The sequence below is a fragment of the Aliiroseovarius sp. YM-037 genome (assembly GCF_048060095.1).
Taxonomy (GTDB): domain Bacteria; phylum Pseudomonadota; class Alphaproteobacteria; order Rhodobacterales; family Rhodobacteraceae; genus JBLUOA01.
Genome location: NZ_JBLUOA010000002.1, coordinates 266,724 through 293,341, shown reverse-complemented (window position 1 = coordinate 293,341; position 26,618 = coordinate 266,724). Strand labels below are relative to the sequence as shown.

Sequence of the window (26,618 nt, the reverse complement as noted above, 5' to 3'; positions counted from 1 at the left end):
CAAAGCCAGAGGACGCCATGCAGACACGCAACAAGGTATTTGACGACATCTCTCAGCTGATGACGAACGCGATGGGCGTGGCCCAGGGCGCGAAGGATGAGGCCGAGACCGCGATGAAAAGCTGGATCGACCGATGGCTGGCCGACCGCGATCTGGTCACGCGGGAAGAGTTCGACGCCGTGCGCGCCATGGCCCAGAAGGCGCGGGAAGAAAACGAAGCGCTGAAGGCCCGGATCGAGGCGCTGGAAGGCAAGTAAGCCACACTACAATTCGTCACCGACGCAACGCGCCCTTGCCGGGCGCGTTTTTTGTTAACTGGCTGTTAACAATGCGGCTTAGCCCTGTGGATAGAGTGTCATTTCGCACATTGTCTGGGGATAAATCCAAAAAATGTCTTTACAGGACTCCGGGTTCACGACACCATATATAGTAAGAATAGCGGGGGGAACCTGCATATCTTAGTAACGACACCCAGTTCTGGTGGGCTGCCACCCACCTGTAGCTAAAGCGAAAAGAGGCCGGGCATGTCACTCTCAGAGCAGTACATTCAGACAGACGAATTACATCCAATTGATATTGTTGAAACACTTGCCGAACACCACGAATGGGATTTCGACCGCGTCGCTGATGACCAGATCGCCATGGCGGTCGAAGGGCAATGGCGCACCTATTCGATCACCCTTGCATGGTCGGGCTACGACGAAACGCTCCGCCTGATCTGCACGTTTGAGATGGAGCCGCCGGAGCATCGCCTGCCAGAGCTATATGAGGCGCTGAACCGCACCAACGATATGTGCTGGTCGGGCGCCTTCACCTACTGGCACGATCAACGGCTGATGGTCTATCGCTACGGCCTGATGCTGGCCGGTGGTCAGTTCGCGGGGCCAGAGCAGATCACGACGATGATCAACGCCGCCGTCGGGTCAGCCGAACGGTTCTATCCCGCATTTCAACTGGTCAGTTGGGCCGACCGCACCCCGGAAGACGCACTGCAAGTTGCCATTGCAGAGGCTTACGGCCGCGCCTAGTCTTCCCCCGAAACAACGGGGGACAGCATGAGTTTTGATGATTTGGAAAGCCGTGGTCTGGTTCTGCTGGGCTGCGGCAAAATGGGGTCGGCCATGCTTTCGGGCTGGCTGGACAGTGGGCTGCGGCCAGAGGCGGTGTGGATCGTTGACCCGCATCCGTCCGAGTGGTTGACCGGGCTTGCCAGTGACGGTTTGCACCTGAATGACCCCTTGCCCGACAACCCCGCCATCGTCCTTGTCGCGGTCAAGCCGCAGATGATGGCCGACGCGCTGCCGTCGCTAAAGAAGCTGGGGAATGGCGACACGGTTTTCCTATCGGTCGCGGCGGGGACGACCATAAAATACTACGAAGACACGCTTGGCGCGCAGACTCCGGTGATCCGGTCGATCCCGAACACACCGGCGGCGATTGGGCGCGGGATTACGGCGATCATCGGTAACGACCACATCACCGAAGAAAGCTTGCAACTGGCCGAGGCGTTATTGTCCGCCATCGGCCAGACGGTGCGCTTGGAGACCGAGGACCAGATGGATGCGGTGACGGCGGTGTCCGGCTCCGGCCCCGCCTATGTCTTTCACCTGATCGAAACGCTTGCCGCGGCCGGGGAGGCGCAGGGGTTGCCCGCCGATCTTGCCATGACCCTCGCGAAAGCGACGGTCAGCGGGGCGGGCCAATTGGCCGAGGATTCTGACGAAGATCCCGCGCAACTGCGCGTCAACGTCACCAGCCCCGCGGGAACGACCGCAGCCGCGCTTGAAGTGCTGATGAACGCGGATACAGGCTTTCCCGCGCTTTTGAACAAGGCGGTGAAGGCGGCGACGGACCGTAGCAAGGAGCTCGGCGCATGAGCGATCTTAGCTTTGATGACTTTCTGAAGGTCGACATCCGCGTCGGCCAGATCACGCGGGCCGAACCTTACCCCGAAGCCCGCAAGCCCGCGATCAAATTATGGATCGATTTCGGTCCTGAGATTGGGGAAAAGAAAAGTTCCGCCCAGATCACAGCGCATTACATGCCGGAGGAATTGCCGGGAAAACGCGTGCTAGGCGTGGTGAATTTCCCGCCGCGACAGATCGGCAAGGTCATGTCCGAGGTGCTCGTCCTCGGAGTGCCGGACGCGAACGATGAGGTCGTCCTGCTCACCCCCGATAAGGAAGTCCCACTGGGCGGGAGGATGTATTGACCGAGAAGGTTCTGATCACACGGCCCCTGCCGGACCGGGTGCTAGAAGCCGCCAAGGCGCGGTTTGACGTTACGATCCGCGAGGATACGCAGCCGATGGCGCAGGACGATGTCGTCGTCGCGCTGTTGGCCTATGACGGGCTGCTGCCGACGCTGGGCGATCCGCTGGGCGCTGAGACATTTGCCAAGGCTGGAACGCCGCGTTGCCGAATGCTCGCGAATTTCGGGGTTGGCTATAACCACATCGATGTCGCCGCAGCGACCGCCGCCGGGATCACCGTCAGCAACACGCCGGGTGCGGTCACGGACGCGACCGCCGATATTGCGTTGACGCTGATGTTGATGACCGCCCGTCGCGCGGGTGAGGGCGAACGGATGCTGCGCCGGGGCGACTGGAACGGCTGGCATCCGACGCAAATGCTTGGCCTTCACATGACCGGCAAGACCGTCGGTATCGTTGGGATGGGGCGCATCGGCAAGGCCATCGCGAAACGGGCGCATTCAGGCTTTGGCATGGATGTGGTGTTCCACAACCGCTCCGCCGTGGATGACGTGGGCGTTTCCGCGCACCAATTGGGCAGTTTGGAGGAGGTGATGGCGACCGCCGACATCGTCGTGATCGCCGTGCCCGCGACGCCGGAAACCTACCATCTGATCAACAAGAAAACGCTTGCCGCGATGCGCCCCACGGCGCATCTGGTGAACATCGCCCGTGGTGATATCGTTGACGAAGCAGCGCTGATCGACGCCCTGAAAAGCGGAGTTATCGCGGGCGCGGGCCTTGATGTTTATGAGAAAGAGCCGACCGTTCCGGCAGAGTTGTTGGCGCTTGAAAACGTCACGCTCCTGCCGCATCTCGGCACCGCCGCGCTTGAGGTGCGAGAGGCGATGGGGCTGATGGCGGTCGAAAACCTCATCGCGTTTTTCGACGGGAACGATCCGCCCAACCGGGTGTGACTCCTTAGTTTTCCGGTGCGTCCGCCGGGGGGACAACGCCGAAGTCACCCGGCTTATGGCGCGGGTTCCACTCGGGATCGTTGCGCTTGATCCGACGTGAAATCATCCGACCGGTCGGCCACGCGAAGATAGCACCGATAGCGACGCAAATCGCAATAGAAACCCATGAATAATAGCCGAGCGCGAGGGCGGCGATCACCGCTGCACCCGCTATGCTACTGCCGCTTATAACGGCGAGGACGATGGCTAATCTGTCCATTGCTGACCTCCTTTCCTACAAGGGATCAACGTAGTGACAGCGGTAATGTTCCGGCGGTTTAACGCGGCGGGGGCGCGCCGTTCATCGCATCGCGCCAGTGCTTGCGGCACAGGGAAACATAGGTTTCATTCCCGCCGATCTGGACCTGCGCACCATCGCGCAACGCCGCCCCGTCGGGGCCAAGCCGCACGACCATCGTGGCCTTCTTTCCGCAATGGCAGATTGTGCGGACCTCTCGCATTTCGTCGCTGAGCGCCAGCAGCGTTGCCGAGCCGGGGAAAAGCTGCCCCTGAAAATCGACCCGCAGCCCGTAGCACATGATTGGCACTTTCAGGTCATCGACAGCACGGGCGAGTTGCCAGACCTGTTCGGGTTCAAGAAACTGGGCTTCGTCGATAAACACGCAGGCGCAGGGGCCATCGGACAGGCGGGTTTCGATTTTGGTGAAAAGATCTTCGCCCGTTTCAAACGTGTCGGACGCCATGCTGATCCCGATCCGAGAGGCGATCTTTGCCTCTCCCGCACGGTTGTCGAAACGCGCGGTCAGAAGGTAGGTTTCCATCCCGCGTTCGTGGTAGTTATGGGCCGCCTGCAAAAGAACAGTCGATTTCCCGGCATTCATGGTAGAGTAATGAAAATAGAGTTTTGCCATACTTCCTTATGGCCAAGGCGCGTCAAAGTTCAAGAGAGTCGCGCCATCCGGTGCGCGATGGGCGGTGAGCCCGTCAGTTGGGGGACTTTCAAACCCGGACCAAGTGGTGGCTTGTGGTCATCCGGGCCTGCGCACCTTCGCTTACTGACGGACCCACCGCGCATTGTCCGGTTTCCCGGCGCTGTCATCCCACATGGCAGCGACGCAGTGGACCCCTAACCAAAACCGACAATGGGGAGGTCGGGTACTCATACAATCCCAAACCGTTAGGGTCGGTTTATAAATGACAAAACCTTGCAACCTCATTAATGGGAAAAGGCGAGTGTATTTCCCCGCGGGGACAGGAGAATTTGTATGGCGGAATTAGGCCCTTATCTGAAGAAACATACCGAGGCGCTGGTCAAGGACGTGGGCATCGAAGCGGCCTGCGAATTGGCGGGGAAATCGAAGGCGACGCTCGGGCGATATTACTCTGACGCGGAGGAGCATCAGGACCGCTTCATGCCGATTGACGCGGTGGCATCTCTGGAAGCAGCGGCGAGATATCCTCATGTTACCAGTGCCTTAGCAGAACTTCGCGGAATCACGCTTTCCTATGACGACCGTGGCCCGAACTCCCCCGAGGGTGGTGTCAATTCCGACGTGATCGCGCTGTCGCAGCGGTTTGCGATGCTGATGACGGAGTATGGTCAATCCATCGAAGACGGGGTCATTACGGTCAATGAAGCCAAGCGGCTGCTGCGCGAAACGCTGGCGCTTCAGCACGTCTTGATGGACATGAAGCTGCATCTGGAAGACGAAGCGACGTAACGTCACTTTTCCCGAAAACCGGCGTGTGACCGGCGTGCAGGGGGCGTGCACCGCCTGTGCACACCCTGTGCATACGCGCGGTGGCCTTCCACCTTCTTAACGGATCGGCGCGATATTGGCCGCGATCTGAACAAGGAGACCGCGATGCCCGCCGCCCGCACACCGACCAAGACAGAGCGTATCCACCACAGCCACATGATCGACGTGATGCGGCAGGTCGAATGGGACCTGGCCGAGCGGACCCGTGCCGGCACCCAGATCCCCGACGCATGGCACGAGATCGGCACCGCCCGCTGCCCCGACCGCAAGACGCGCGTGACGCTGAGGGTCGAGGACAGCGTGGTCAAATTCTTCCGCGCGATGGGGCCGGGGTATCAGACCCGGATGAACGACGTGCTGGCAAGCTTCGTCCACGCGCGGCTTGCCCGGTTCGTCAAGGGGCCGGAGGACGCCAACCCCACCCGCGCCGGGGACCGCCCGGAGCTTGGCGATTTCGACCTGTTCCTCGCCCAGGTGAAAGCCCACACCGACCTGACCAGCGCCCAGTGCGAACTGGCCCGGCTCGGCACGACGGAAGAGGAGATCGTCGCGAAGATGATCGCGTTCGGGGAGGAGTGAGGGGGGGAACGAACTCCGCCCCGGACTTGATCCGGGGCCTCGTTCGGAAGGCGGTGCCTACGCAGACGGAGCCGGGAAGGGCAACAGCCACAGACCGCCCGTGCTCGTCACGGGCAGCGCCCGAACCGCCCCCACGGGGCGGGCGCTTTACGCCCACCCCTCGGTTCGGGCGCTGCCCTGTGTTGGGGGGGCGAGGCGCCATCCAATAGGTTGCGCCTCTCGTAAATTTCTGCAAACTGTAACGTCATGAATTTAGAGACTTTTGCCGAACGAGCCAACCTTTCTACCGCTCAAGAAATTGAGCGTATCGAGTTGTTAGCATTCTATCTGCTTCGCCGAGAAGAAAAGTCGGAAGTTGAACTCACCTCAGTGATCGAAGCCAATGCAAAGTTGCACTACCCCAGACCGAACCTTTCAAGACTTAGCAAGAAAATTGCCAGCTCAAGGCGGTTCATTAAGGCGTCAGAGAAGCGACTTGTCAAACTCCACGCGAGCACACTAAAGGAACTTGACGCTGAGTATCCTGAGCTTAGCAAGAAATCGGAAGAAATTATTTCGGGCGACCTAATAATTCCGAGCACGATTTATGCATCATGCCCTAGCTACCTTTCGCGCCTTGCTGATCAGATTAATGCTAGTTTTGAGAACAATATATTTGACGGCTGCGCAGTGCTCATGAGGCGCCTTTTCGAAGTTCTGATAATACTAAGTTATCGGAAACTCGGGATTGAAAACACTATTCTGACTAATGATGGAACTCACAAAAAACTTGAGGCGATAGTCAATGATGCAAAGACTAACTCTACGTTGAAGTTATCAAGAAATACCAAGTCCCGACTAGAAGCTTATCGGAACTTGGGGAATTTCTCCGCGCACAGGATCGAGTTTAATGCCCGGCGCGGCGATATTGACAAGATTGCGCTGGATTACCGAGCTTCAATAGAAGAACTGTTGTCGAAGGCGGGATTTACTGACTAGTCGTCCGAGGACTCGATCTTCTTTAGGTTGTGATTGAAGTGGTTCTCGCCGATTTGCGTGATCTCAACTTTTCCATTTTCCACACGTTTGAAAAATCCCGTGCGCGCGCGATCGTTGTTGAACAGGCTCGTCATTGAGGGGAGTTTGAGTTGATCTTTCATAGTAAAGAAGCAGGTATAGATGTCGTCGGCGGTGCATGGAACTATCCCTCTGACCTCACGAAGAAACATCGTGAATATCAGTGCTTGTTCCGCGGCCTTTTTCGTGTCGAACTCAGAAAAATAATCCTTGAGGCCAGATACATCCAAGTCTTTGTTGAGCATAGCCGTTGACGAAGTTTTATTGCCCTTCGGCTTGCTTACCTTCTTAACTGCCTCGTCTGGAGCTTGGGTTTCTCTCTTGTTCGTCGCAGTTGAGGTTAAGGATGTTTGCACAGGCCTATTGCTTCCAAGTTCCGCGCAAAAATCCTTGTAAATATCTCGCACAAAGCTCTCGCTGCCCGAAACCTCTAAACGGCCAATCGCCATGTCTACAATTAGTGTTGTGTCACTCATCTTGTCAAAACCTCTATGAACCCCACAACATACTGCGAGGGACTTACAGAATATGTCAAGTCGTAGAGTTCAACCTTGAAGCGACCTCACCCCCAACTCATCCTCCTGCATCGCGCGCATTGCCTGTGCGGCGGCGTGGCTGGCGGCGGCTGTCGTGAAATAGGGGATTTTGTCGAACAGGGCGACGGCTCGGATGGAGCGGCTATCTTCGACTGCCGCCGCGCCTTCGGTGGTGTTCATCACGATGGCGATTTCGTCGTTTTTCAGCAGGTCGACGACATTCGGGCGGCCTTCGTAGACCTTGTTGACGGTGTCGCTGGCGACTCCGTTCTCGACCAGCCATGAGGCGGTGCCGCGGGTCGCGGTGATGGTCAGGCCGAGGTCGATGAGGATACGCGCTGCGTCGAGCATCAGGTCGGTCTTGTCCGTATCCTTGATCGAAATGAAGGCGCGGCCCTTGGTCGGGAGCACCATTCCGGCGCCCATCTGGGCCTTGAGGAAGGCGCGGGGGAAGGAGCGGTCCCAGCCCATGACTTCCCCTGTCGAGCGCATTTCGGGGCCGAGGATCGTATCGACTCCGGGGAAGCGGGCGAAGGGCATCACGGCCTCTTTCACGCTGAACCACGGCATCTGGTCGGGATCGGCCAGGCGCATCGGGTCGCCCATCGGCTCCGGGTCGCCCTTGGCGGCGTCCTTGGGGTAGGGCGGGCGCTTGGGGAAGTTCGACAGCGGTTCCCCGGCCATGACGCGGGCGGCGATGGAGGCGATGGCGCTGTCCGTCGATTTTGCGACGAACGGCACGGTGCGGGAGGCGCGGGGGTTGACCTCAATCAGGTAGATGTCGCCGTCCTTCACCGCGAACTGGACGTTCATCAGGCCGACGACGTTAAGGGCGAGGGCAAGGGCGACGGTCTGGCGTTTGAGTTCCTCGATGACGCTGTTCGAGAGCGTGTAGGGCGGGAGGGAGCAGGCGGAATCGCCGGAGTGGACGCCGGCCTCCTCGATATGCTGCATGATGCCGGCGACGTGGACGTCGGTGCCGTCGGAGAGGGCGTCGACGTCGACTTCGGTCGCGCCGGAGAGGTAGGAGTCGAGCAGCACGGGGGAGTCGCCGGAGACCACGACCGCCTCGTTGATGTAGCGTTCGAGGTGGGGCATGTCGCGCACAATCTCCATCGCGCGGCCACCGAGGACGTAGGAGGGGCGGATCACGAGGGGGAAGCCGATGTCGTCGGCAATGGCGAGCGCTTGCGCGTCGGTGGAAGCGATGCCGTTCTTGGGCTGCTTCAGGCCGAGCTTGTTGACGAGGGACTGGAAGCGTTCGCGGTCCTCGGCCAAGTCGATGGCGTCGGGGGTCGTGCCAAGGATCGGGATGCCCGAAGCCTCAAGCGCATTCGCGAGCTTCAGGGGCGTCTGGCCGCCGAACTGGACGATGACACCGTGCAGCGTGCCGTTTTCCTGTTCGACCCGCAGGATTTCCATGACGTGTTCAAAGGTCAGCGGTTCGAAATAGAGGCGATCCGAGGTGTCATAGTCGGTCGACACGGTTTCCGGGTTGCAGTTGATCATAATGGTTTCATAGCCCGCGTCCGTGAGGGCGTAGCAGGCGTGACAGCAGCAATAGTCGAATTCGATGCCTTGCCCGATCCGGTTCGGGCCGCCGCCGAGGATCACGACCTTTTTGCGATCGGAGGGGCGGGCCTCGCATTCAACTTCGCCCATCATCGGGGCTTCGTAGGTGGAATACATATATGGTGTTTGCGCCTCAAATTCGGCGGCGCAAGTGTCGATGCGTTTGAAGACGGCGGTGACGCCAGCGGCAAGACGGGTGCCGCGAATGTCGGTTTCGCTTTGCCCTGTCAGGTGGGCGAGGCGGGCATCGGTGAACCCCATCATCTTGAGGCGGCGCAGGCCGGTTTCGCCTTCGGGCAGGCCGTTCGCGGTAATGTCGGCCTCGGCGTCGATAATCTCGCGGATACGGGCGAGGAACCACGGGTCGAACTTGGTCGCGGCAAAGATTTCATCGTCGCTGAGCCCGTGGCGCATGGCCTGCGCGATGGAGCGCAGGCGGTCCGGGGTTTGCAGGCTGATCGCGCGGATGACGGCGGATTTTTCCGGTGCACCGTCAATCGCGATTTCATCGAACCCCGTCAGGCCGGATTCCATCGAGGCGAGCGCCTTTTGCAGGCTTTCGTGGATCGTGCGGCCGATCGCCATCGCCTCGCCCACGGATTTCATCGCGGTGGTGAGGTGGGGCTGGGAGCCGGGGAATTTCTCGAACGCGAATTTCGGGATCTTGGTGACGACATAATCAATCGTCGGCTCAAAGCTGGCCGGAGTGACCTTGGTGATGTCGTTGTCGAGTTCGTCGAGCGTGTAGCCGACCGCCAGTTTCGCGGCGATCTTGGCGATGGGGAAGCCGGTGGCCTTGGACGCCAGCGCCGAGGAGCGCGATACGCGGGGGTTCATCTCGATCACGACCATGCGGCCGTCATCCGGGTTCACCGCCCATTGCACGTTCGACCCGCCAGTTTCCACGCCGATTTCACGCAGGACCGCGATGCTGGCCGACCGCATCATCTGGTATTCCTTGTCGGTCAGCGTGAGCGCCGGCGCGACGGTGATCGAATCCCCTGTATGCACGCCCATCGGATCGACGTTTTCGATGGAACAGACGATGATCGCGTTATCGGCGCGGTCGCGCACGACCTCCATCTCATATTCCTTCCAGCCGAGAAGCGATTCATCGACGAGGATTTGATTGACCGGAGAGGCGTCCATGCCGGTGCGGCAATAATGTTCGTAATCTTCGCGGTTATAGGCGACGCCGCCGCCGGTGCCGCCAAGCGTATAGGCGGGGCGGATGATCGCGGGCAGGCCGATATCTTCGAGTTCGGCGAGGGCAAGCCGCACGCCTTCGTTGAGGTTCGCGGAGCCGTCTTCGTTTTTCGGAGCGGTCACGATAGTGGCGCGCGGGTTTTCAAGGCCGAGGCGATCCATCGCTTCGCGGAACAGCTTGCGGTCCTCGGCCATTTCGATGGCTTCGCGCTTTGCGCCGATCATCTCGACCCCGAATTTTTCGAGCACGCCCATTTCTTCAAGCGCGAGCGAGGTGTTGAGGCCGGTCTGCCCGCCCATCGTCGGCAGGAGCGCGTCGGGCCGTTCCTTTTCGATGATCTTTGCAACAACCTCTGGCGTGATCGGTTCGATATAGGTTGCGTCGGCAAGGCCCGGATCGGTCATGATCGTCGCGGGGTTCGAGTTGACGAGGATGACCCGGTAGCCTTCTTCGCGCAGCGCCTTGCAGGCCTGGGCGCCGGAATAGTCAAATTCGCAGGCTTGCCCGATGACGATAGGACCGGCACCGATAATCATGATCGAAGAGATGTCAGTTCTTTTCGGCATGTGTGCGGCCCCCGGGTATGCGCAAATTGTCGTGGGTTATAGACATGAAGGGGCGAGGTGCAAGCCCTGATGGCCGCGAATTTCGTATCTGTCGGGGTCGCTGAAAGGCGGAGGCGCGTGCCGCGCCACGGGATTGGGCGCGCATCCTTGCGGATGCTTGGCATCCTCCGGAGGGGATATTTCTGGAAACTGGTTTTTGCGGGCGTCGGGTTTCACCGAAATTTCACTGGAATTTCAAGATGTCGCAACTAGGTTGTCGGGAGGGTTGCGGAGCGGAGTTGCATGATCCGTCTGGTAGAGTTCCTGGTTCTGTTTATCGGCGCGCCGATCCTGATGGCGGTTCTGTTGCCGCAAGGCTGGCTGTTTCCGGTTCTGCTGGGGATGATGGTGGCCGGGATGGTGCTGTTGCATCTGACGCCGGGATTCCATTGGCGCGACCTTTGGCGGGGCTGGCGCGCGGTGCGTCTGCCGGTGGTCGTGCTGGTTGCGGTGGTGACGTTCGTGACCGGCTATGCGGTTTTGTCGGTGTCCGCACCGGGGGCGTTGTTTGCCTTGGTGAAGGCGCGGCCGGAATTCATGTTGGTGATCGCGTTGTTCTATCCGTTCCTGTCGGCGCTGCCGCAGGAGCTGTTGTTCCGGGTGCTGTATTTCCGTCGGTATGGCGCGGTGTTGCCGCGGGGGACGGCGGGGCTCGTCCTGAATGCCGCGCTGTTTTCCTTCGGCCACCTGATGTATTGGAGCTGGGTCGTCGCGGGGATGACCTTTTTCGGCGGGCTGATCTTTGCCTGGGCCTACGAGGTCAAGCGGAGCTTTCCGCTGGCCTTCGTGCTGCACTCGGTCGCGGGGGTCGTGCTTTTTGCGCTGGGGATGGGGGTCTATTTCTATTCGGGCAATGTGGTGCGCCCCTTTTGAGGGCGCACCGTCGGGTTAGTCGATGTCAAAGCTCACGCCCTGGGCCAGCGGCAGGTCGCGGGAATAGTTGATCGTGTTGGTCGCGCGGCGCATGTAGGCCTTCCACGCGTCCGACCCGCTTTCGCGCCCGCCGCCGGTTTCCTTTTCGCCGCCGAACGCGCCGCCGATTTCCGCGCCTGAGGTGCCGATATTGACGTTGGCGATGCCGCAGTCGGACCCGGCGGCGGACAGGAACTGCTCCGCCTCGCGCATGTCGAGGGTGAAGATGGTCGAGGACAGGCCCGCGCCGACGCCGTTCTGCATGTCGATCGCGTCGTCGAGATCGTCGTAGCGCATAACGTAGAGGATCGGGGCGAAGGTTTCTTCGCACACGATGCCGGCATGTTCGGGCATTTCGACGATGGCCGGGCGGCGGTAGTAGGTGCCGCTATGCCCCGCGTCGACTTCTTCGCCGCCGGTGACGGTGCCGCCTGCGGCCTTGGCGTCTTCCAGCGCCTTTGCCATGCCGTCCGCCGCGCGTTTGTCGATCAGCGGGCCGACGAGGGCGTCGGTGGTGAGGGGGCTGCCGATTTTTACGGACTGATATGCGGCCTTCAGGCGCGGGACGAATTCATCGTAGATCGAGGAATGGACAAAGGCGCGGCGCTGGCTGGTGCAGCGCTGGCCAGCGGTGCCCATTGCGCCGAACGCGATGGCGGCGAGGGCCATGTTCTGATCCGCCGACGGGCAGACGATGCCCGCGTTGTTGCCGCCGAGTTCGAGGATCGAGCGGCCGAAGCGTTTGGCAACGCGGGGGGCGACTTCGCGCCCCATGCGGGTGGAGCCGGTGGCGGAGAGGACTGGAACGCGCGGGTGATCGACCAGCACTTCGCCCACGTCCTTGTCGCCGATCAGCAGGGTCAGGAGGTTGTCGGGCGCGTCACCGAAACGTGCGGCGGCGCGGTCGAACACGGCCTTGCAGGCGAGGGAGATGAGCGGGGTCTTCTCGCTCGGTTTCCAGACGACGGAATTGCCGCAGACGAAAGCGATGGCCGCGTTCCACGACCAGACGGCGGCGGGGAAGTTGAAGGCGGAGATCACGCCGACCACGCCCATCGGGTGCCATTGTTCCATCATCCGGTGGCCGGGGCGTTCGGTCGCGATGGTCAGACCGTAAAGCTGGCGGGAAAGGCCGGTGGCGAAATCGCAGATGTCGATCATCTCTTGAATCTCGCCCAGTCCTTCGGAGGTCACTTTGCCGACGTCGATGGTGATGATGCGGCCCAGATCGTCCTTGGCGGCGCGCAGTTCCTCGCCCATCAGGCGGACGAGTTCGCCGCGCCGGGGGGCGGGCACGTCGCGCCACGCCTTGAAGGCGTCATGCGCCTTGTCGATGGCGGCCTTGGTATCGGCAGCGGAGATTTCGGTGACTCGCGCGATTTCTTCGCCCGTCACGGGGCTGGTGATCGGGGTGTCGCCGCCGGTATAGGCGGACTTTTCGACACCGAGGCGGGACATGATGTCGTGGATTTCAGACGTGGCGGACATCTGCGGCTCCTCTTCCATAGCTGAGATTTGGCCGCAAGGTAGGCGAATTCTACCTTCGATAAAATCGTGAAATACTGCCGGACCGATGCGGAAAGCTCATCAGTGTCAGCTGTCGCCCGGCGCGATCCGGGCAAGGGCCTGTTCGATCATGTCGTTGGTGAATGGCGTCGGAAGCATGATCCAGCCCTGAACATCTTCGCACAGCCCGGTATCGTCGAACACGACAAGCTGCGCGCCGAGTTCGGTGATCCGCTGGGGCAGGCCCGAGTCCTTCAGCGCGTCGAACGGCGCGCGCAGAAACGCGGCGGTCAGGTCCTTGGTTTTCGCCAAAAGATCGGTGGCCTCTTCAATCGAGGCCGCAACGGCAACCACGCACCCTTCGCAGCCCGTGCGCAGCGCCTCCGCCAAATCCTCGGCCACGAGCGGATTCGATTCCAACACCAGAAACTGACGCATAATTCCAATCTTTCCTTTTCAAGTATGGCGCATATCTGCATTACTTTTGAAAAGGGCGCATTAAACTATGACATATGGTTGACGGGACGTAATCTATGACCACCGACTGCGAGAATTGCAGCTTGCGAAGGAAAGACCTGTTCGCGCAGATGAGCGCGGATGAGGTTCGGTATATGCAGCGTTTCAAGGCCGGAGAGCTTGTTATCGACGCCGGTAAAACCCTGCTGATGGAGGGGTCGAACAGCCCGCAACTGTTCACCGCGCTGAGGGGAATGGGGTTGCGCTACAAGACCTTGGAAGGCGGGCAGCGGCAGGTCATCAATTTTATCTTTCCGGGTGACTTTATCGGGATGCAGGCCGGGCTGATGGGGGAAATGGGCCATTCGGTCGAGGCGACGACCCAGATGACGCTATGCGTCTTTGACCGGGCGGAGTTCTGGACGTTTTTCCGCGACCACCCCGAGAGAGCCTTTGCGCTGACATGGCTTGCCGCGGTGGAGGAGCATCTGCTGGGTGATGCGCTGGCCACGGTCGGACAGCGGACGGCGCTGGCGGCGGTCGCCTGGGCGCTGGTGCGGTTTCACATGCGTGCCACGGCGCTTGATATGGTGCAGGATGGGGCAATTCCGATGCCCTATTCGCAGCAGGACCTGGCGGACGCGCTGGGCTTTTCGCTGGTGCATACGAACAAGACGCTTGGCAAGTTGCGCGACCGGCAGATGATAAGCTGGCATGACGGGACGTTGCAGCTTCATGACCTCAAGGGGCTGGCACGGATCGCGGGGGTGGAGCTTTCGCCGCCGCTGGAACGGCCCCTGATGTAGCGTTAGCGTCGGCGCGACACCTGCGTTTTCACCCATTGGCCAAAGCGATGCGCCATCTCACTGCCCGCGCCTGCGGGGGTGACGAGGTAATAGGCGTTCCGCGTCACCAGCGGTTTGCCGGGTAAGGGGACGAGTGTGCCTTGCCGAAGCTCGTCCTCGATCAGATAACGCGGCACGATTGCCGCGCCGAGGCCAGCGGACGCGGCGGCGATGCTCATCGAGAATTGGTCATAGATCTTGCCGCGCGGGGCATGGGGCGCGTCGTGGCCCTGAAGCTGGAGCCAATCCGACCAATAGCTTGGATGGTCTTCCTGATGCAGCAGGGGCGCATGGGCAATCTGCGCCGGATCAGTCAGGTCATGCGCGTCGTGAAAGGCGGGGGAGGCGACGGCGAGCAGTTCTTCCTCGCACAGTTTGGTCATCTGGGTGTCGGGCCAGTCGTCCAGGCCATAATAAATCGCAAGATCAAAGCGTTCTTCGTCGAAGTTGAAAGCGTGGCTGCGGGCGGACAGGCTGATTTCCACATCGGGGTAGAGTTTTTCGAACCCCGGCAGGCGTGGGATCAGCCAGCGGCTGGCGAAGGTCGCGAGCGTCGCGATGCGCAGGGTCTTCTTGGTGTTCCCGGCGGCCACGGCGCGGGTCACGGTTTGCTTCAGCCGTTCAAGGTCGATGGCGAGGTTCGATGCAAACTCCGCCCCCGCGTCGGTCAGCAGCACCCGGCGCCCGTTGCGGCGGAACAGCGAAAAGCCAAGCAGCCCTTCAAGGTCTTTCACCTGACGGCTGACGGCGCTTTGGGTCAGGTGCAACTCCTCAGCGGCGAGGGTGAAACTGCCGTGTCGCGCGGCGCATTCAAAGGCGCGCAAGGCGGCGAAGGACGGGGTGATCTGGCGCTGGTGGGTCTGCTGCATCGGTTACATTCGCAATTCTCATGTATCGCTGCGTATTTAATGATGTTTGCGCGGGGCAGCAATTGCTATCGTCGGTCGCAAATCACCTGAGGGCAGAGGGCGTATCATGCAGAAGATCATCGTTTTGGGGCTGGGCAAGGTCGGCACGCTGGCCGCGACGCTGCTGCACGAAGCGGGGTTTGCCGTGACCGGGATCGACGTCGCGCCGCGCGGCGGGGATCATCCCTTCGTGGTGCGGGCGCTTGACGTGACCTCTGGCGATGCGATGCGGGATGCGTTCGGCAAGGTGGATGCGGTGCTGTCCTGCCTGCCCTACAGCCTGAACATTCCGCTGGCCGAGGCGGCCCATGCGGCGGGCATCCACTATTTCGATCTGACAGAGGACGTGCCGACGACGCAGGCGATCCAGAAACTCGCCGCGACTTCGAAAGGGCTGATGGCCCCGCAATGCGGGCTGGCGCCGGGGTTTGTCGGGATCGTCGGGGCCGATCTGATCGCGCAGTTTGAAACCTGCCGATCCTGCCGGATGCGGGTTGGCGCGCTGCCGCAGAACCCGACGGGTCTGATGGGCTATGCGTTCAACTGGTCGCCGGAGGGAGTCGTGAACGAATACCTCAATGATTGCGAGGTGATCGAGGGCGGCGAGCGCAAGTGGGTCAGCCCGATGGAATGGCACGAGTCGCTTTACATCGACGGGGTGAAGCTTGAGGCGTTCACGACCTCGGGCGGGCTGGGGACGATGTGCGACACCTATCACGGCAGCGTCGAGAACATCGACTACAAGACCATGCGTTACCCTGGTCATATGTCGCTGATGAATTTCTTTTTTCATGAGCTTCTGATGCGGGATCGCCGGGCCGAGGCGGGCGAAATCCTAGTCAACGCCAAGCCGCCGGTGCAGGATGATGTGGTCTATGTGCATGTCGCCGCTGAGGGTTTGATCGACGGACGGCTGCAACGGCGCGAATTCGTGCATGGGTATCGCCCGGTTGATGTCGCAGGCAAGCGGCGCACGGCGATTGCTTGGACGACGTCGGCTTCGGTTGTTGCGGTGATTGAGATGGTGCGCGACGGCGCGCTGCCGCAGCAGGGGTTCCTGAAGCAAGAGGATATCCCGCTGGATGCGTTCATGAAAATCCGGACGGGTGCGCTGTTTCAGCGCGGGGAACAATGAGTATTTTTGGCAAGATGAAAGCCCGTTGTGGTGGCATTGTCGGCGCTATGCGCTTGGCCTAGTCTGCCGGTGAAAAGAGATGCTGCGATCCTGAAAGGAGCCTGACATGGCAAAAGACCTCGCCCCGCAAAGCCGCCCTGAACTTGGTCATTTCAACTGGGAAGACCCGTTTCTGCTGGATGCGCAACTGTCCGAGGATGAGCGGATGATCCGCGAGTCGGCCCATTCCTATGCGCAGGAAAAGCTGCAACCGCGCGTGTTGAAAGCGTTTGAGGAAGAGGAGACCGACCCGGAGATTTTCCGCGAGATGGGAGAGATGGGGCTGCTTGGCGTCACGGTGCCCGAGGAATACGGCGGGATCGGCGCTGGGTATGTTTCCTACGGGTTGGTCGCGCGCGAGGTGGAGCGCGTCGATAGCGGTTATCGGTCGATGATGTCGGTGCAATCGTCGCTGGTGATGTATCCGATCTATGCCTACGGATCGAAAGAGCAGCGTGCGAAGTATCTGCCCAAGCTGGCATCTGGCGAGTTCATCGGCTGTTTCGGTTTGACGGAGCCTGACGCAGGGTCCGACCCGGCCGGGATGAAAACCGTCGCTAAGAAAGTCGATGGCGGCTACGTGATTTCGGGCAGCAAGATGTGGATTTCCAATGCGCCGATTGCCGATGTCTTTGTTATCTGGGCGAAATCTGAGGCTCATGACGGAAAGATCAAAGGCTTCGTACTTGAAAAAGGCATGAAGGGGCTTTCCGCGCCGAAAATCGGCAACAAGCTGTCGCTCAGGGCGTCGATCACGGGCGAGATTGTGATGGACGGCGTCGAGGTGGGCGAGGATGCGTTGCTGCCCGACGTTGAAGGGCTGAAAGGGCCGTTCGGGTGCCTTAACCGTGCGCGGTATGGGATCAGTTGGGGGGTCATGGGCGCGGCTGAGGCGTGCTGGCACGCGGCGCGGCAATACGGGCTTGACCGCAAGCAGTTCAACAAGCCGATCGCCGGCACGCAACTGTTCCAGAAGAAGCTGGCCGACATGCAGACGGAGATCACGCTGGGCCTTCAGGGGGCCTTGCGTGTCGGGCGGCTGATGGATGAGGGCAACGCCGCGCCCGAGATGATTTCGTTGATGAAGCGCAACAATTGCGGCAAGGCGCTGGATATTGCACGGATGGCGCGGGACATGCACGGCGGCAACGGAATCTCAAGCGAGTTTCAGGTGATCCGGCATATGGTGAACCTTGAAACGGTGAACACATACGAGGGCACGCATGACGTTCATGCACTGATTTTGGGGCGGGCGCAGACCGGGTTGCAGGCGTTTTTCTAAGATATGGATCACGTATGGACCGCGCCCTGACGATTTTTTGGCGCGGTCGTGGCGAAGGGGGGTAAGCTTGGACCGCGCTGATATCGTGCATGAGGCGTTCCGCGAGCGTGTGGCGAAGGGCGATTTGCCGGAAAGCGCCGCGCCTGTCGGGCCGTTGGCGGCAGAGGAAGCGGTCGCGATTTACCGCGCGCAATGCCTTAGCCGGAACCTCGACCGGACCAGCCGCAAGATGCAGAAGGCCGGGCAGGGGTATTACACGATTGGCTCGTCCGGGCATGAGGGGATGGCGGCGGTCGCCTCCGCGCTCAGGCCCGATGACATGGCGTTTCTGCACTACCGGGACGGCGCGTTTCAGACCCGGCGCAGCGCGCAGGTGCCGGGGGTGACTCCGGCCTGGGACATGCTGCTGAGCTTTGCGACCTCGACCGAAGACCCGATTTCCGGTGGGCGGCATAAGGTGCTGGGGTCGCGCAAGCTGATGATCCCGCCGCAGACCTCGACGATTGCTAGCCATTTGCCGAAGGCGGTGGGGGCGGCCTATTCGATTGGACTCGGGCGGAGGCACGCGCCAGAGCATAAGGTGCTGGACGACAACAGCATTGTCATGTGTTCGTTCGGGGATGCCTCGTCAAACCATTCGACCGCGCAGGGGGCGATCAATTCGGCTTGCTGGACCAGCTATCAGTCGGTGCCGCTGCCGCTGTTGTTCGTGTGCGAGGATAACGGGATCGGGATTTCGGTCAGGACGCCGAAGGGCTGGGTCGCGGCGAATTATTCGGCGAAGCCGGGGTTGAAGTATTTTCACGCCAACGGGCTTGACCTGTTCGACACATACCGCGCGTCAAGGGCGGCGGCGGAGTATGTGCGGACGGTGAAGAAGCCTGCATTTCTGCATTTGTCGCTGGTGCGGCTGTATGGCCACGCGGGGTCTGACATGCAGCAGACGTATCTGGCGAAAGACGTATTTGAGGGGTGGGAGGCCGCGGACCCGCTGCTTCATTCCGCGCGGCTGTTGGTGGAGGCCGGGGCGCTGACGGCGGAGGAGGCGTTGGCGATCTACGACGACACTGACGCCCAATGCACGCGGGTCGCGGCGGAGGTGGTGACGCGGCCCCGGTTGAAGGACGCGAAGGGAGTCATGGCATCGCTGATCCCGCCGAAGCGTGCCTGCAAGCCGACCAACGGGCCGGGTGAGGAGGCGCGGGCTGCGGCCTTCGGCAGCGACATGCGCGCGATGGCAGAGCCGCAACCGATGAGCCGCCTGATCAACTGGGCGCTGACCGATCTGATGCTGGAGCATCCAGAGATCGCCGTGATGGGCGAGGATGTGGGGCTGAAGGGCGGCGTTTACGGCGTGACGCAAAAGCTGTGTGACCGGTTTGGCAAGGATCGGGTGATTGATACGCTGCTGGATGAGCAGTCGATCCTCGGCCTTGCCATCGGCATGGCGCATAACGGGTTCGTCCCGATGCCGGAGATCCAGTTCCTCGCCTATCTGCACAATGCCGAGGATCAGCTGCGGGGCGAGGCGGCGACGCTGCCGTTCTTTTCCGGCGGGCAATTTACCAACCCGATGGTCGTGCGGATTGCCGGGCTTGGCTATCAGAAGGGATTTGGCGGGCATTTTCATAACGATAACTCGCTAGGGGTTTTGCGGGATATTCCGGGGGTGATCGTTGCGGTGCCGTCGCATGGAGCCGATGCCGCGAAGATGCTGCGGGAATGCGTGCGGTTGGCGCGAGAGGAACAGCGGGTCGTGGTGTTCGTGGAACCCATCGCGCTTTACCCGGTGCGGGATCTGCACAAGGAAAAGGATGGCGGCTGGATGCAGGCCTATCCGGCGGTTGGCGAGCGGATCGCGCTGGGCGAGGTCGGGGTGACGGGCGACGGGCCGCTGGCGATTGTGACCTACGGGAATGGGCATTACCTGAGTTGCCAAGCGGCGCAGGTGTTGGCCGCGAAAGGGATTGAAACGCGGGTCATCGACATTCGCTGGATCGCGCCGTTGCCGGAGGATGGTGTCATCGCGGCGCTGGAGGGGGCGGAGAAGGTCTTGATCGTTGATGAATGTCGACGGTCGGGCAACGTGTCGGAGGCGCTGATGACGCTGCTGGCGGAACGCACCGGGCTGCCCCATGCGCGGCTGGCGGCGGAGGATAGCTTTATCGCGACTGGGCCAGCCTACGCCGCGACGATGCCGTCGAAAGAGTCGATTGTTGAAGCTGCCAAGGGGCTGTGGGGGCGGACATGAAACAAACCGCAGTCGTCGTCGCGCCGGGGCGCGGGACTTACAACAAGGCAGAGCTTGGATATTTCGCGCGGCACCATGCGGCGCGGGGGGAGATGTTGGATGCCTTCGACGCCTATCGCGCGGATGCAGGGCAGGAGGCTGTTTCTGCGCTTGATGGTGCGGAACGGTTTTCGGGGGCGAAGCACACGCGGGGGGATAATGCCTCTCCGCTGATTTATGCCTGCGCTTTTGCCGACTATCTGGCGATTGATCGGGACCGGTTCGACGTCATCGGCGTCACCGGCAATTCGATGGGCTGGTATATCGCGCTGGCCTGCGGCGGCGCGCTTGATCCGATGGGCGGGTTTGAGGTCGTGAACACCATGGGCATGCTGATGCAGGAGCGGCTGATCGGCGGGCAGCTGATTTATCCCTATTTTGATAAGGAATGGAAAGAAATTGAGGGTGGGCGCGAGAAAATAGAGCGCAAAATGTTCGAAATAGACAAGCGCGCGGATCACGTTCTGGGCCTTTCGATTGACTTGGGAGGCATGTTGGTGATCGCCGGGAACGAGGCCGGGCTGGCGGCGTTCGAGGCCGAGATGCCGCGCGTCGATGACCGCTTTCCGATGCGCCTGCCGAACCACGCGGCGTTCCATACGGCGTTGCAGGAACCCGTCGCAGAGGAAGGTCGCGCACGGTTGGGGCGGGATTTGTTCCACCAGCCGGAGGTTCCGCTGATCGACGGGCGTGGCGCGATCTGGTGGCCGAAGGCGGCGGAGCTTTCGGGGCTGTGGGACTACACGCTGGGTCATCAGGTTGTGCGGCCTTATGACTTTACCGCCGCGATTCGCGTCGCCGCGCGGGAGCTGATGCCGGATGTCTTCATCATGCTGGGGCCGGGGAATACTCTGGGCGGGGCGGTGGCGCAAAGTCTGATCCGTGCGGAGTGGCGCGGGATGGTGGATAAGGCGAGCTTTCAGGCCGCGCAGGCGGAGCGGCCCCGGTTGTTGTCGATGGGAATGGACGAGCAGCGCGGGTTGGTTGTGGGCAGCCATACCGGTTGAGGTTTGCCGCCTATGTCGGAGCCTCCGGCGGGGATATTTTTGGAAAATGGTGGCGGGGTGGCGCGCTTTGGTGGAAAGCGGGGTATATCCTTTGCGACACACTGGGCAGGCGATTCCATTGAGTGAGCCAGAGATCTGTTTTGACCACGGTCCCGGCGGGGCGGCGATGGCGTTCCGGCGGCCGGAGCGATTGATCGTTGCCGAAACGCCGGGGGAGGTCGACGCCGCGCTTGAGGCAGTGGATCGGGTGCGGGCGTCGGGTAAATGGGTTGCGGGATACGCGAGCTATGAGCTTGGCTATGCGCTGATCCCATCGCTGGCGGATCTGATGCCGGAGGAGTGGGACACTCCGCTGATGGCGTTTGGCGTATTCGATAAGCCGGAAGGGCCGGAGCGTTGGGCGAGGGGCAATGCGAACCTGGCGCCGCCGGAGCCGGTTTGGGATGCCGCGCGGTATCGCGAGGCGTTTAAGATAGTTCGCGATTATATTGGCGCGGGCGATACCTATCAGGTCAATCTGACATTTCCGATGATCGGTGCATTGTCGGGCGATGCGCGGGCGCTTTACGAGGCGCTGCGGGCGCACCAACCGGTGCGGCATGGTGCGTTTGTCGAACTGGGGGTTGGGCCGGTGATCCTGTCACGCTCCCCCGAATTGTTTTTTCGCACGGATGCGGAGGGGCGGATTGAGACTTTGCCAATGAAAGGCACGGTTGCGCGAGGGCTGACGGAGGCGGAGGATGTGGCGCGGAAGGAATGGCTGCGCAACGACATCAAGAACCGCGCCGAAAACCTGATGATCGTTGATCTTTTGCGCAATGATATCAGCCGGGTTGCAGAGGTCGGATCGGTCGAGGTTCCGGAGCTGTTCAAGGTGCAGACATACACGACAGTGCATCAGATGGTATCGCGGGTGGTGGCGCAGTTGTTGCCGGATGTCGGCCTTGGCGATCTGTTTCGCGCGCTGTTTCCGTGTGGGTCAATTACGGGTGCGCCGAAAATTCGGGCGATGGAGATTATTCGAGAGTTGGAGCCGGACCCGCGCGGGGTTTACTGCGGCGCGATTGGCTGGATGGCGCCGGATGGCGCATCGAGTTTCAACGTCGCGATCCGGACCTTGAGTGTGTTTGAGGACGGTAAGGTGCGGCTGAATGTCGGCGGCGGGGTCGTTTGGGACAGCACCGCACCGTCGGAATATGAGGAGGCGTTGCTGAAAGCCCGTTACGCCCGGTTGCCGCGATGAAGATCATTGAGACGTTTGGATATCACCCCGGCGAGGGGTTTCGGCGGTTGGAGCGGCATTTTCAGCGGATGGCGAGGAGTGCCGAGGCGCTGGGGTATGTGTTTGACCGGGCGGCGGCGGAGGACGCCATGCGAATAGAGGGCGACGCGCCGTTGCGGTGCCGCTTGACGTTGGATGCCGAGGGCGCGTTTGCGTTTGAAACCACGCCCTTCTTGCCTGTCACAGGGACTTGGCGGATTGAGATTGCGCCGGAGCGACTGGAGTCGGCCGATCCGTGGCTGAGACACAAGACGACGCAGCGCGCGATCTATGACCGGATGCGGGCGGAGTTGCCGGACGGTATCGACGAACGGGTGTTGCTGAACGAGGCCGGGCATGTCTGTGACGGCACGATCACCACCGTTTTTGCCGATCTTGGGGCGCTGCTGGTGACGCCGCCGCTGAGTGCGGGGGTGCTGCCGGGGGTCTTGCGGGCCGAGATGCTGGAAAGCGGGCAGGCGGTCGAGGATACGCTCATCCCCGGCGACCTTGCCGACGCGCGGGAGCTTTACGTGGGCAATTCGCTGCGGGGTCTGATCCCCGCCGACCTCGTGGGTTATTCGGCGGCGTCCTGAATCCTGTCTTCGTGCGGTGCATACAGGTAGTCGCGTGTCAGCGGCACGGCATCCTGCTTGCGGGCAAGCTGGAACTGGAACACGACCTGCTGCGCGTGCCGGAACGTCAGTTCGGATGCGATCAGGTAGAACCGCCACATCCGGCAAAAGCGTTCGTCGTAGATCTCTTTCACCTTGTCGATATTCGCCATGAAGCGATCATGCCAGTGGCGTAGAGTTTCGGCGTAGTGCAGGCGCCAGACCTCGACATCGGTCGTCCATAGCTGTTCGCGTTCTATGGCCTGCATCGCTTCGGACATCGACGGAACGTAACCGCCGGGGAAGATATACTTGTCGATCCAAGGGCTTGTGCGCCCCGGCGGGCCTGCGCGGCCAATCGTGTGGATCAGGGCGATGCCATCCTCGGTCAGCCGATCGTGCACGGCGTTGAAATATTCGCGGTAATGCGGCACGCCGACATGTTCGAACATGCCGACGGAGACGACGCGGTCAAAATCTTCGGTCACTTTTCGGTAGTCTGTCAGGCGCAGGTCGATCTTGTCTTCCAGCCCGGCGGCGCGAACGCGGTCAGTGCCGACCTTGTGCTGTTCTTCGGACAGGGTGACGCCGACAACATTCACCCCGTAATCACGGGCGAGGGTCAGCGCCATGCCGCCCCAGCCGCAGCCGATATCAAGGACTCGCATTCCCGGCTGAAGGCGGAGTTTCCCCGCGATATGCGCTTTCTTCGCCTCTTGCGCCTGTTCCAGAGTGAAGTTCGGATCGCGGAAATAGGCGCAGGAATATTGCTTGTCCTTGTCGAGAAACAGATCGTACAGCGCGCCGGACAGATCGTAGTGATGGGCGACATTGCGGCGGGCGCGGGACATTGGATTGAATTGATTGATCCGCCGCATCATCGGGGCGATCAGTCGTTCAAGCCCATGCCCCTTGCCGAGCGTCAGGTTCTTCGTGCCAAGCGCGATCAGGCCGTAAAGGTCATCGTCTTCAATGGTCAGATGGCCGTCTGTATAGGCCTCTCCGATTGCGAGTTCGGGGCTGAGGAGAAAGCGGCGCAGCACCTCGGGTTCGGTGATCGTTACCGCAACCTTGTCACCCGCGCCGTCGCCAAAATGATGGGTTGAGCCGTCAGGCATCGTCACGCTAAGCGTGCCGTGTCGGATCAGGTGCCCGACCATTCGCAAGAAAATCTTTTCCCACATATTCACCCCCCAAGCCGCACCATCGTCGGCGGTAATGGTCAATATCTCCTCTCTTACAACTGATTTTGCAGGATAATTGTTCCGTTTGTCCAGATTTGAGGCCCAAGGCCCAGTTTTCGCGCCGTTTTGTGCCAAAGCGCTTGCGGAATGCCCGGTCCGGGAGGAGAGCGGCCTTGACTTCCGGGCCTGTAGAATGTTCATCGGCGCGAACAGATCAAACACCCTCAAGGGAACATGAAATGCACGCCTTTCGCAGCCTGACCTGCAACGAATTGAACAAGTCTAACGTGGGCGAAACCGTCCGTCTTTCGGGCTGGGTCCATCGGGTCCGCGACCACGGCGGCGTGTTGTTCATCGATTTGCGCGATCACTACGGCATGACGCAGGTGATCTGCGACCCGGATTCAGCAGTTTTCGCTGAGCTTGAGAAGGTGCGCAGCGAATGGTGCATCCGCGTTGACGGAGAGGTGAAGGCGCGGGACGAAAGCCTTGTGAATGCCAAGCTGCCGACCGGCGAGATCGAAGTTTACGTGCGCGACATGGAAGTGTTGGGCGCGGCGGAAGAACTGCCTTTGATGGTATTTGGCGATCAGGAATACCCCGAGGAAACGCGGTTGAAATACCGCTACCTCGACCTGCGGCGGGAAAAGTTGCAAGACAACATGCTGCTGCGCTCGAACGTCGTTCGGTCGATCCGCAAACGGATGTGGGATGCGGAGTTCAACGAATTCCAGACCCCGATCATCACGGCCAGCAGCCCCGAAGGCGCGCGCGACTTCCTCGTGCCGAGCCGTCTGCATCCGGGCAAGTTCTACGCGCTGCCGCAAGCGCCGCAACAGTTCAAGCAGCTGATCATGGTGTCGGGTTTTGACAAATATTTCCAGATCGCGCCGTGTTTCCGCGATGAAGACCCGCGTGCCGACCGGTCGCCCACCGATTTTTACCAGCTTGATATGGAGATGTCGTTTGTTGAGCAGCAAGACGTGTTCGACACCATCCAGCCGGTGATCCAAGGGATCTTCGAGGAATTCGGCGGTGGCAAGACGGTCGATATGGAGTGGGAGCAGATCAGCTACCGCGATGCGGCGCTGTGGTATGGCACCGACAAGCCCGACCTGCGCAACCCGATCAAGATGCAGGTGGTGAGCGAGCATTTCAAAGGCTCGGGCTTTGCGATCTTTGCGAAACTGCTGGAGCAGGAAGGCACCGAAATCCGCGCGATCCCCGCGCCGGGCGGCGGCAGCCGGAAGTTCTGCGACCGGATGAACGCCTTTGCCCAGAAAGAAGGGCTGCCGGGGATGGGGTATATTTTCTGGCGCGATCAGGGCGAGGGCATGGAAGCCGCCGGCCCGCTTGCCAAGAATATCGGCCCGGAACGGACCGAAGCGATCCGCCAGCAGCTTGGCCTTGAGGTCGGGGATGCGGCGTTCTTCCTTGGTGGCAAGCCAAGCGCGTTTGAGGCTGTCGCGGGCCGTGCACGGGTTGAGATCGGGAACGAGCTTGGGCTGACCGACCAGAACCGCTTTGCCTTTGCGTGGATCGTTGATTTTCCAATGTATGAGGCGGATGAGGAAACCGGAGAGATCGACTTTTCTCACAACCCGTTTTCGATGCCACAGGGCGGGATCGAGGCGCTGTCGGGCGATCCGCTTGAGGTGCTCGGCTACCAATATGACCTTGCCTGCAACGGGTATGAGCTTGTGTCCGGCGCGATCCGAAACCACAAGCCAGAGATCATGTTCAAGGCGTTTGAACTGGCGGGTTACGGTGAAGATGAGGTGCGCAAACGCTTTGGCGGTATGGTCAACGCGTTCAAATACGGCGCGCCGCCCCATGGCGGTTGCGCGGCAGGGATCGACCGGATCGTGATGCTGCTGGCCGATGAAGCGAATATTCGCGAGGTCATCATGTTCCCGATGAACCAGCGCGCCGAAGACCTGATGATGGCGGCCCCGTCCGACCCGACGAACGAACAGTTGCGCGAATTGCGCCTGCGGGTTCTGCCGCCCGAGGAATAAGGCGGATGGCGCGGGTCTCGGCCCGCGCCGCCTGCCGCGTCAGTCTTCGAGGCTATCCGCGACCTTTTCATCGACGATCTTGCGTTCTTCTTTCTTGCGAGAGAGGAAGCGGTCGCCGAACCCAGCCTCTTCGCTATTCTCGATCACTTCGCGGGCGCGGGTGAAGACTTCGTTTTCTTCTTCGTCCATGTGGTGTTCGTAGTCGTGTTTCAGCGTCTTGAACTTCGTCAGCCAGCCGGGGGAGGACATGTCCGTGTCGTTCAACTCCTCCATCAGGTCATCAAGCTGCTGGTGTTCATGCACCGAATGGCGCGCGGAATCCTGACCCCAGGTTTTTGAGATGAGCTTTGAATAAAATGTCTCTTCCTCAGCGGCGGCATGGGATTTCACATCGTAGTAGAAATCATCCCACGCCTTGCGGCGAGTTTCGGAATCTCCGGACGTATCTTCCAGCGTGTTCAACAGTTTACGATGGTTGTCGTGGTCGGATTTTATCGCGTCATAGATGGATGGCATTGGGCTCTCCTACATTCATTTGGTTTGGTTGCTAACGCATGTGGGGCGGGCGGAGTTCCGATAGGTGGGCCGGGGTTCGGCGTAAATCTGCGATCATTTGAGGGGGTGTGACAAAGGCGTGGTTTTTGACGGGGATTTAAGCTACAGATTTTCTGAAATATA

Annotated in this window: 26 protein-coding genes; 17 read left to right on the top strand and 9 right to left on the bottom strand. The window is 60.7% G+C overall.

What is annotated here, in order from left to right:
* Positions 1–17: 17 nt before the first annotated feature.
* From ACEWPJ_RS11980 to ACEWPJ_RS11960, 5 genes are all read left to right on the top strand, one after another.
* The gene (locus tag ACEWPJ_RS11980) at positions 18–257 is read left to right on the top strand and encodes an accessory factor UbiK family protein (RefSeq protein ID WP_416513328.1); all 240 of its coding nucleotides are present in this window, start codon (positions 18–20) and stop codon (positions 255–257) included.
* A 267-nt stretch (positions 258–524) separates the two neighbouring features.
* A complete protein-coding gene (locus ACEWPJ_RS11975) occupies positions 525–1,028 on the top strand; it encodes a YbjN domain-containing protein (protein ID WP_416513327.1) in 504 nt (167 codons plus the stop codon).
* Between the two features lie 27 nt (positions 1,029–1,055).
* Complete coding sequence (proC, locus tag ACEWPJ_RS11970) at positions 1,056–1,877, top strand: pyrroline-5-carboxylate reductase (RefSeq protein ID WP_416513326.1); 822 nt, start codon at positions 1,056–1,058, stop codon at positions 1,875–1,877.
* Positions 1,874–2,212 carry a tRNA-binding protein gene (locus ACEWPJ_RS11965; RefSeq protein ID WP_416513325.1) on the top strand — a complete coding sequence of 113 codons (339 nt, stop codon included), beginning with the start codon at positions 1,874–1,876 and terminating at the stop codon, positions 2,210–2,212. Before proC ends, ACEWPJ_RS11965 begins: the two co-directional genes overlap by 4 nt.
* A complete protein-coding gene (locus ACEWPJ_RS11960; RefSeq protein WP_416513324.1) occupies positions 2,209–3,168 on the top strand; it encodes a 2-hydroxyacid dehydrogenase in 960 nt (319 codons plus the stop codon). Before ACEWPJ_RS11965 ends, ACEWPJ_RS11960 begins: the two co-directional genes overlap by 4 nt.
* A 4-nt stretch (positions 3,169–3,172) precedes the next feature.
* Here the strand turns inward: ACEWPJ_RS11960 and ACEWPJ_RS11955 are convergent, their stop codons facing one another.
* Both ACEWPJ_RS11955 and ACEWPJ_RS11950 read right to left on the bottom strand, forming a co-directional pair.
* Positions 3,173–3,427 (bottom strand): hypothetical protein, encoded by a 255-nt coding sequence (locus ACEWPJ_RS11955; RefSeq protein WP_416513323.1) that lies wholly within the window; start codon positions 3,425–3,427, stop codon positions 3,173–3,175.
* 58 nt (positions 3,428–3,485) lie between these two features.
* The gene (locus tag ACEWPJ_RS11950; RefSeq protein WP_416513322.1) at positions 3,486–4,079 is read right to left on the bottom strand and encodes a thymidine kinase; all 594 of its coding nucleotides are present in this window, start codon (positions 4,077–4,079) and stop codon (positions 3,486–3,488) included.
* Positions 4,080–4,433: 354 nt separating this feature from the next.
* On the opposite strand from ACEWPJ_RS11950, the gene ACEWPJ_RS11945 reads away from it, so the two are divergent.
* The 3 genes from ACEWPJ_RS11945 (at position 4,434) to ACEWPJ_RS11935 (ending at position 6,485) form a co-directional block, all read left to right on the top strand.
* On the top strand, positions 4,434–4,889 hold the full coding sequence (locus tag ACEWPJ_RS11945) for a hypothetical protein (protein WP_416513321.1): 456 nt from the start codon (positions 4,434–4,436) through the stop codon (positions 4,887–4,889).
* Positions 4,890–4,934: 45 nt separating this feature from the next.
* The gene (locus ACEWPJ_RS11940) at positions 4,935–5,507 is read left to right on the top strand and encodes a BrnA antitoxin family protein (protein WP_416513320.1); all 573 of its coding nucleotides are present in this window, start codon (positions 4,935–4,937) and stop codon (positions 5,505–5,507) included.
* A gap of 246 nt (positions 5,508–5,753) precedes the next feature.
* Positions 5,754–6,485 carry a hypothetical protein gene (locus ACEWPJ_RS11935; RefSeq protein WP_416513319.1) on the top strand — a complete coding sequence of 244 codons (732 nt, stop codon included), beginning with the start codon at positions 5,754–5,756 and terminating at the stop codon, positions 6,483–6,485.
* On the opposite strand, the gene ACEWPJ_RS11930 is transcribed toward ACEWPJ_RS11935, so the two are convergent.
* Both ACEWPJ_RS11930 and carB read right to left on the bottom strand, forming a co-directional pair.
* Positions 6,482–7,012: a hypothetical protein gene (locus ACEWPJ_RS11930; RefSeq protein WP_416513318.1), complete on the bottom strand. Its 531-nt coding sequence runs from the start codon at positions 7,010–7,012 to the stop codon at positions 6,482–6,484. The two genes, ACEWPJ_RS11935 and ACEWPJ_RS11930, sit on opposite strands and share 4 nt — an antisense overlap.
* Positions 7,013–7,108: 96 nt before the next feature.
* Positions 7,109–10,444 carry a carbamoyl-phosphate synthase large subunit gene (gene carB / locus ACEWPJ_RS11925; protein WP_416513317.1) on the bottom strand — a complete coding sequence of 1,112 codons (3,336 nt, stop codon included), beginning with the start codon at positions 10,442–10,444 and terminating at the stop codon, positions 7,109–7,111.
* 282 nt (positions 10,445–10,726) lie between these two features.
* Here carB and ACEWPJ_RS11920 point away from each other — a divergent pair, with 282 nt between their 5' ends.
* On the top strand, positions 10,727–11,356 hold the full coding sequence (locus ACEWPJ_RS11920; RefSeq protein WP_416513316.1) for a type II CAAX prenyl endopeptidase Rce1 family protein: 630 nt from the start codon (positions 10,727–10,729) through the stop codon (positions 11,354–11,356).
* Positions 11,357–11,371: 15 nt separating this feature from the next.
* Here the strand turns inward: ACEWPJ_RS11920 and ACEWPJ_RS11915 are convergent, their stop codons facing one another.
* The gene (locus ACEWPJ_RS11915; RefSeq protein WP_416513315.1) at positions 11,372–12,883 is read right to left on the bottom strand and encodes an aldehyde dehydrogenase family protein; all 1,512 of its coding nucleotides are present in this window, start codon (positions 12,881–12,883) and stop codon (positions 11,372–11,374) included.
* 105 nt (positions 12,884–12,988) lie between these two features.
* On the bottom strand, positions 12,989–13,339 hold the full coding sequence (locus ACEWPJ_RS11910; protein ID WP_416513314.1) for a hypothetical protein: 351 nt from the start codon (positions 13,337–13,339) through the stop codon (positions 12,989–12,991).
* Between the two features lie 95 nt (positions 13,340–13,434).
* On the opposite strand from ACEWPJ_RS11910, the gene ACEWPJ_RS11905 reads away from it, so the two are divergent.
* On the top strand, positions 13,435–14,163 hold the full coding sequence (locus ACEWPJ_RS11905; protein WP_416513313.1) for a Crp/Fnr family transcriptional regulator: 729 nt from the start codon (positions 13,435–13,437) through the stop codon (positions 14,161–14,163).
* Positions 14,164–14,165: 2 nt separating this feature from the next.
* On the opposite strand, the gene ACEWPJ_RS11900 is transcribed toward ACEWPJ_RS11905, so the two are convergent.
* Positions 14,166–15,071, bottom strand: a complete 906-nt coding sequence (locus ACEWPJ_RS11900; protein WP_416513312.1) for a LysR substrate-binding domain-containing protein — start codon at positions 15,069–15,071, stop codon at positions 14,166–14,168.
* Between the two features lie 106 nt (positions 15,072–15,177).
* Here ACEWPJ_RS11900 and ACEWPJ_RS11895 point away from each other — a divergent pair, with 106 nt between their 5' ends.
* The 6 genes from ACEWPJ_RS11895 to ACEWPJ_RS11870 all read left to right on the top strand — a co-directional run bounded on the left by ACEWPJ_RS11895 (position 15,178) and on the right by ACEWPJ_RS11870 (position 22,720).
* A complete protein-coding gene (locus ACEWPJ_RS11895) occupies positions 15,178–16,245 on the top strand; it encodes a saccharopine dehydrogenase C-terminal domain-containing protein (protein ID WP_416513311.1) in 1,068 nt (355 codons plus the stop codon).
* A gap of 106 nt (positions 16,246–16,351) precedes the next feature.
* The gene (locus tag ACEWPJ_RS11890; protein WP_416513310.1) at positions 16,352–17,566 is read left to right on the top strand and encodes an acyl-CoA dehydrogenase; all 1,215 of its coding nucleotides are present in this window, start codon (positions 16,352–16,354) and stop codon (positions 17,564–17,566) included.
* A gap of 67 nt (positions 17,567–17,633) precedes the next feature.
* Positions 17,634–19,817 (top strand): thiamine pyrophosphate-dependent enzyme, encoded by a 2,184-nt coding sequence (locus tag ACEWPJ_RS11885; protein WP_416513309.1) that lies wholly within the window; start codon positions 17,634–17,636, stop codon positions 19,815–19,817.
* The gene (locus ACEWPJ_RS11880; RefSeq protein ID WP_416513308.1) at positions 19,814–20,863 is read left to right on the top strand and encodes an ACP S-malonyltransferase; all 1,050 of its coding nucleotides are present in this window, start codon (positions 19,814–19,816) and stop codon (positions 20,861–20,863) included. Before ACEWPJ_RS11885 ends, ACEWPJ_RS11880 begins: the two co-directional genes overlap by 4 nt.
* 166 nt (positions 20,864–21,029) lie before the next feature.
* Positions 21,030–22,106, top strand: coding sequence for an aminodeoxychorismate synthase component I (locus ACEWPJ_RS11875; protein WP_416513569.1), 1,077 nt, complete (start codon positions 21,030–21,032; stop codon positions 22,104–22,106).
* Positions 22,103–22,720 carry an aminotransferase class IV family protein gene (locus ACEWPJ_RS11870; protein WP_416513307.1) on the top strand — a complete coding sequence of 206 codons (618 nt, stop codon included), beginning with the start codon at positions 22,103–22,105 and terminating at the stop codon, positions 22,718–22,720. Before ACEWPJ_RS11875 ends, ACEWPJ_RS11870 begins: the two co-directional genes overlap by 4 nt.
* On the opposite strand, the gene ACEWPJ_RS11865 is transcribed toward ACEWPJ_RS11870, so the two are convergent.
* Positions 22,702–23,922 (bottom strand): class I SAM-dependent methyltransferase, encoded by a 1,221-nt coding sequence (locus tag ACEWPJ_RS11865; protein ID WP_416513568.1) that lies wholly within the window; start codon positions 23,920–23,922, stop codon positions 22,702–22,704. The genes ACEWPJ_RS11870 and ACEWPJ_RS11865 overlap by 19 nt on opposite strands.
* 239 nt (positions 23,923–24,161) lie before the next feature.
* On the opposite strand from ACEWPJ_RS11865, the gene aspS reads away from it, so the two are divergent.
* Positions 24,162–25,940 (top strand): aspartate--tRNA ligase, encoded by a 1,779-nt coding sequence (aspS, locus tag ACEWPJ_RS11860; protein ID WP_416513306.1) that lies wholly within the window; start codon positions 24,162–24,164, stop codon positions 25,938–25,940.
* A gap of 39 nt (positions 25,941–25,979) precedes the next feature.
* Here aspS and ACEWPJ_RS11855 read toward each other — a convergent pair whose 3' ends face one another.
* Positions 25,980–26,456 (bottom strand): hemerythrin domain-containing protein, encoded by a 477-nt coding sequence (locus tag ACEWPJ_RS11855; protein WP_416513305.1) that lies wholly within the window; start codon positions 26,454–26,456, stop codon positions 25,980–25,982.
* Between the last annotated feature and the right edge of the window lie 162 nt (positions 26,457–26,618).

Coding starts and splice junctions, on each gene's coding strand:
- ACEWPJ_RS11875 (WP_416513569.1), top strand. CDS start 21,030: ATGGCGTTCCGGCGGCCGGAGCGATTGATCGTTGCCGAAACGCCGGGG.
- ACEWPJ_RS11910 (WP_416513314.1), bottom strand. CDS start 13,339: ATGCGTCAGTTTCTGGTGTTGGAATCGAATCCGCTCGTGGCCGAGGAT.
- ACEWPJ_RS11955 (WP_416513323.1), bottom strand. CDS start 3,427: ATGGACAGATTAGCCATCGTCCTCGCCGTTATAAGCGGCAGTAGCATA.
- ACEWPJ_RS11905 (WP_416513313.1), top strand. CDS start 13,435: ATGACCACCGACTGCGAGAATTGCAGCTTGCGAAGGAAAGACCTGTTC.
- ACEWPJ_RS11935 (WP_416513319.1), top strand. CDS start 5,754: ATGAATTTAGAGACTTTTGCCGAACGAGCCAACCTTTCTACCGCTCAA.
- ACEWPJ_RS11890 (WP_416513310.1), top strand. CDS start 16,352: ATGGCAAAAGACCTCGCCCCGCAAAGCCGCCCTGAACTTGGTCATTTC.
- ACEWPJ_RS11980 (WP_416513328.1), top strand. CDS start 18: ATGCAGACACGCAACAAGGTATTTGACGACATCTCTCAGCTGATGACG.
- carB (WP_416513317.1), bottom strand. CDS start 10,444: ATGCCGAAAAGAACTGACATCTCTTCGATCATGATTATCGGTGCCGGT.
- ACEWPJ_RS11920 (WP_416513316.1), top strand. CDS start 10,727: ATGATCCGTCTGGTAGAGTTCCTGGTTCTGTTTATCGGCGCGCCGATC.
- ACEWPJ_RS11895 (WP_416513311.1), top strand. CDS start 15,178: ATGCAGAAGATCATCGTTTTGGGGCTGGGCAAGGTCGGCACGCTGGCC.
- ACEWPJ_RS11930 (WP_416513318.1), bottom strand. CDS start 7,012: ATGGCGATTGGCCGTTTAGAGGTTTCGGGCAGCGAGAGCTTTGTGCGA.
- ACEWPJ_RS11945 (WP_416513321.1), top strand. CDS start 4,434: ATGGCGGAATTAGGCCCTTATCTGAAGAAACATACCGAGGCGCTGGTC.
- proC (WP_416513326.1), top strand. CDS start 1,056: ATGAGTTTTGATGATTTGGAAAGCCGTGGTCTGGTTCTGCTGGGCTGC.
- ACEWPJ_RS11880 (WP_416513308.1), top strand. CDS start 19,814: ATGAAACAAACCGCAGTCGTCGTCGCGCCGGGGCGCGGGACTTACAAC.
- ACEWPJ_RS11950 (WP_416513322.1), bottom strand. CDS start 4,079: ATGGCAAAACTCTATTTTCATTACTCTACCATGAATGCCGGGAAATCG.
- ACEWPJ_RS11915 (WP_416513315.1), bottom strand. CDS start 12,883: ATGTCCGCCACGTCTGAAATCCACGACATCATGTCCCGCCTCGGTGTC.
- ACEWPJ_RS11855 (WP_416513305.1), bottom strand. CDS start 26,456: ATGCCATCCATCTATGACGCGATAAAATCCGACCACGACAACCATCGT.
- ACEWPJ_RS11870 (WP_416513307.1), top strand. CDS start 22,103: ATGAAGATCATTGAGACGTTTGGATATCACCCCGGCGAGGGGTTTCGG.
- aspS (WP_416513306.1), top strand. CDS start 24,162: ATGCACGCCTTTCGCAGCCTGACCTGCAACGAATTGAACAAGTCTAAC.
- ACEWPJ_RS11865 (WP_416513568.1), bottom strand. CDS start 23,922: ATGTGGGAAAAGATTTTCTTGCGAATGGTCGGGCACCTGATCCGACAC.
- ACEWPJ_RS11965 (WP_416513325.1), top strand. CDS start 1,874: ATGAGCGATCTTAGCTTTGATGACTTTCTGAAGGTCGACATCCGCGTC.
- ACEWPJ_RS11975 (WP_416513327.1), top strand. CDS start 525: ATGTCACTCTCAGAGCAGTACATTCAGACAGACGAATTACATCCAATT.
- ACEWPJ_RS11900 (WP_416513312.1), bottom strand. CDS start 15,071: ATGCAGCAGACCCACCAGCGCCAGATCACCCCGTCCTTCGCCGCCTTG.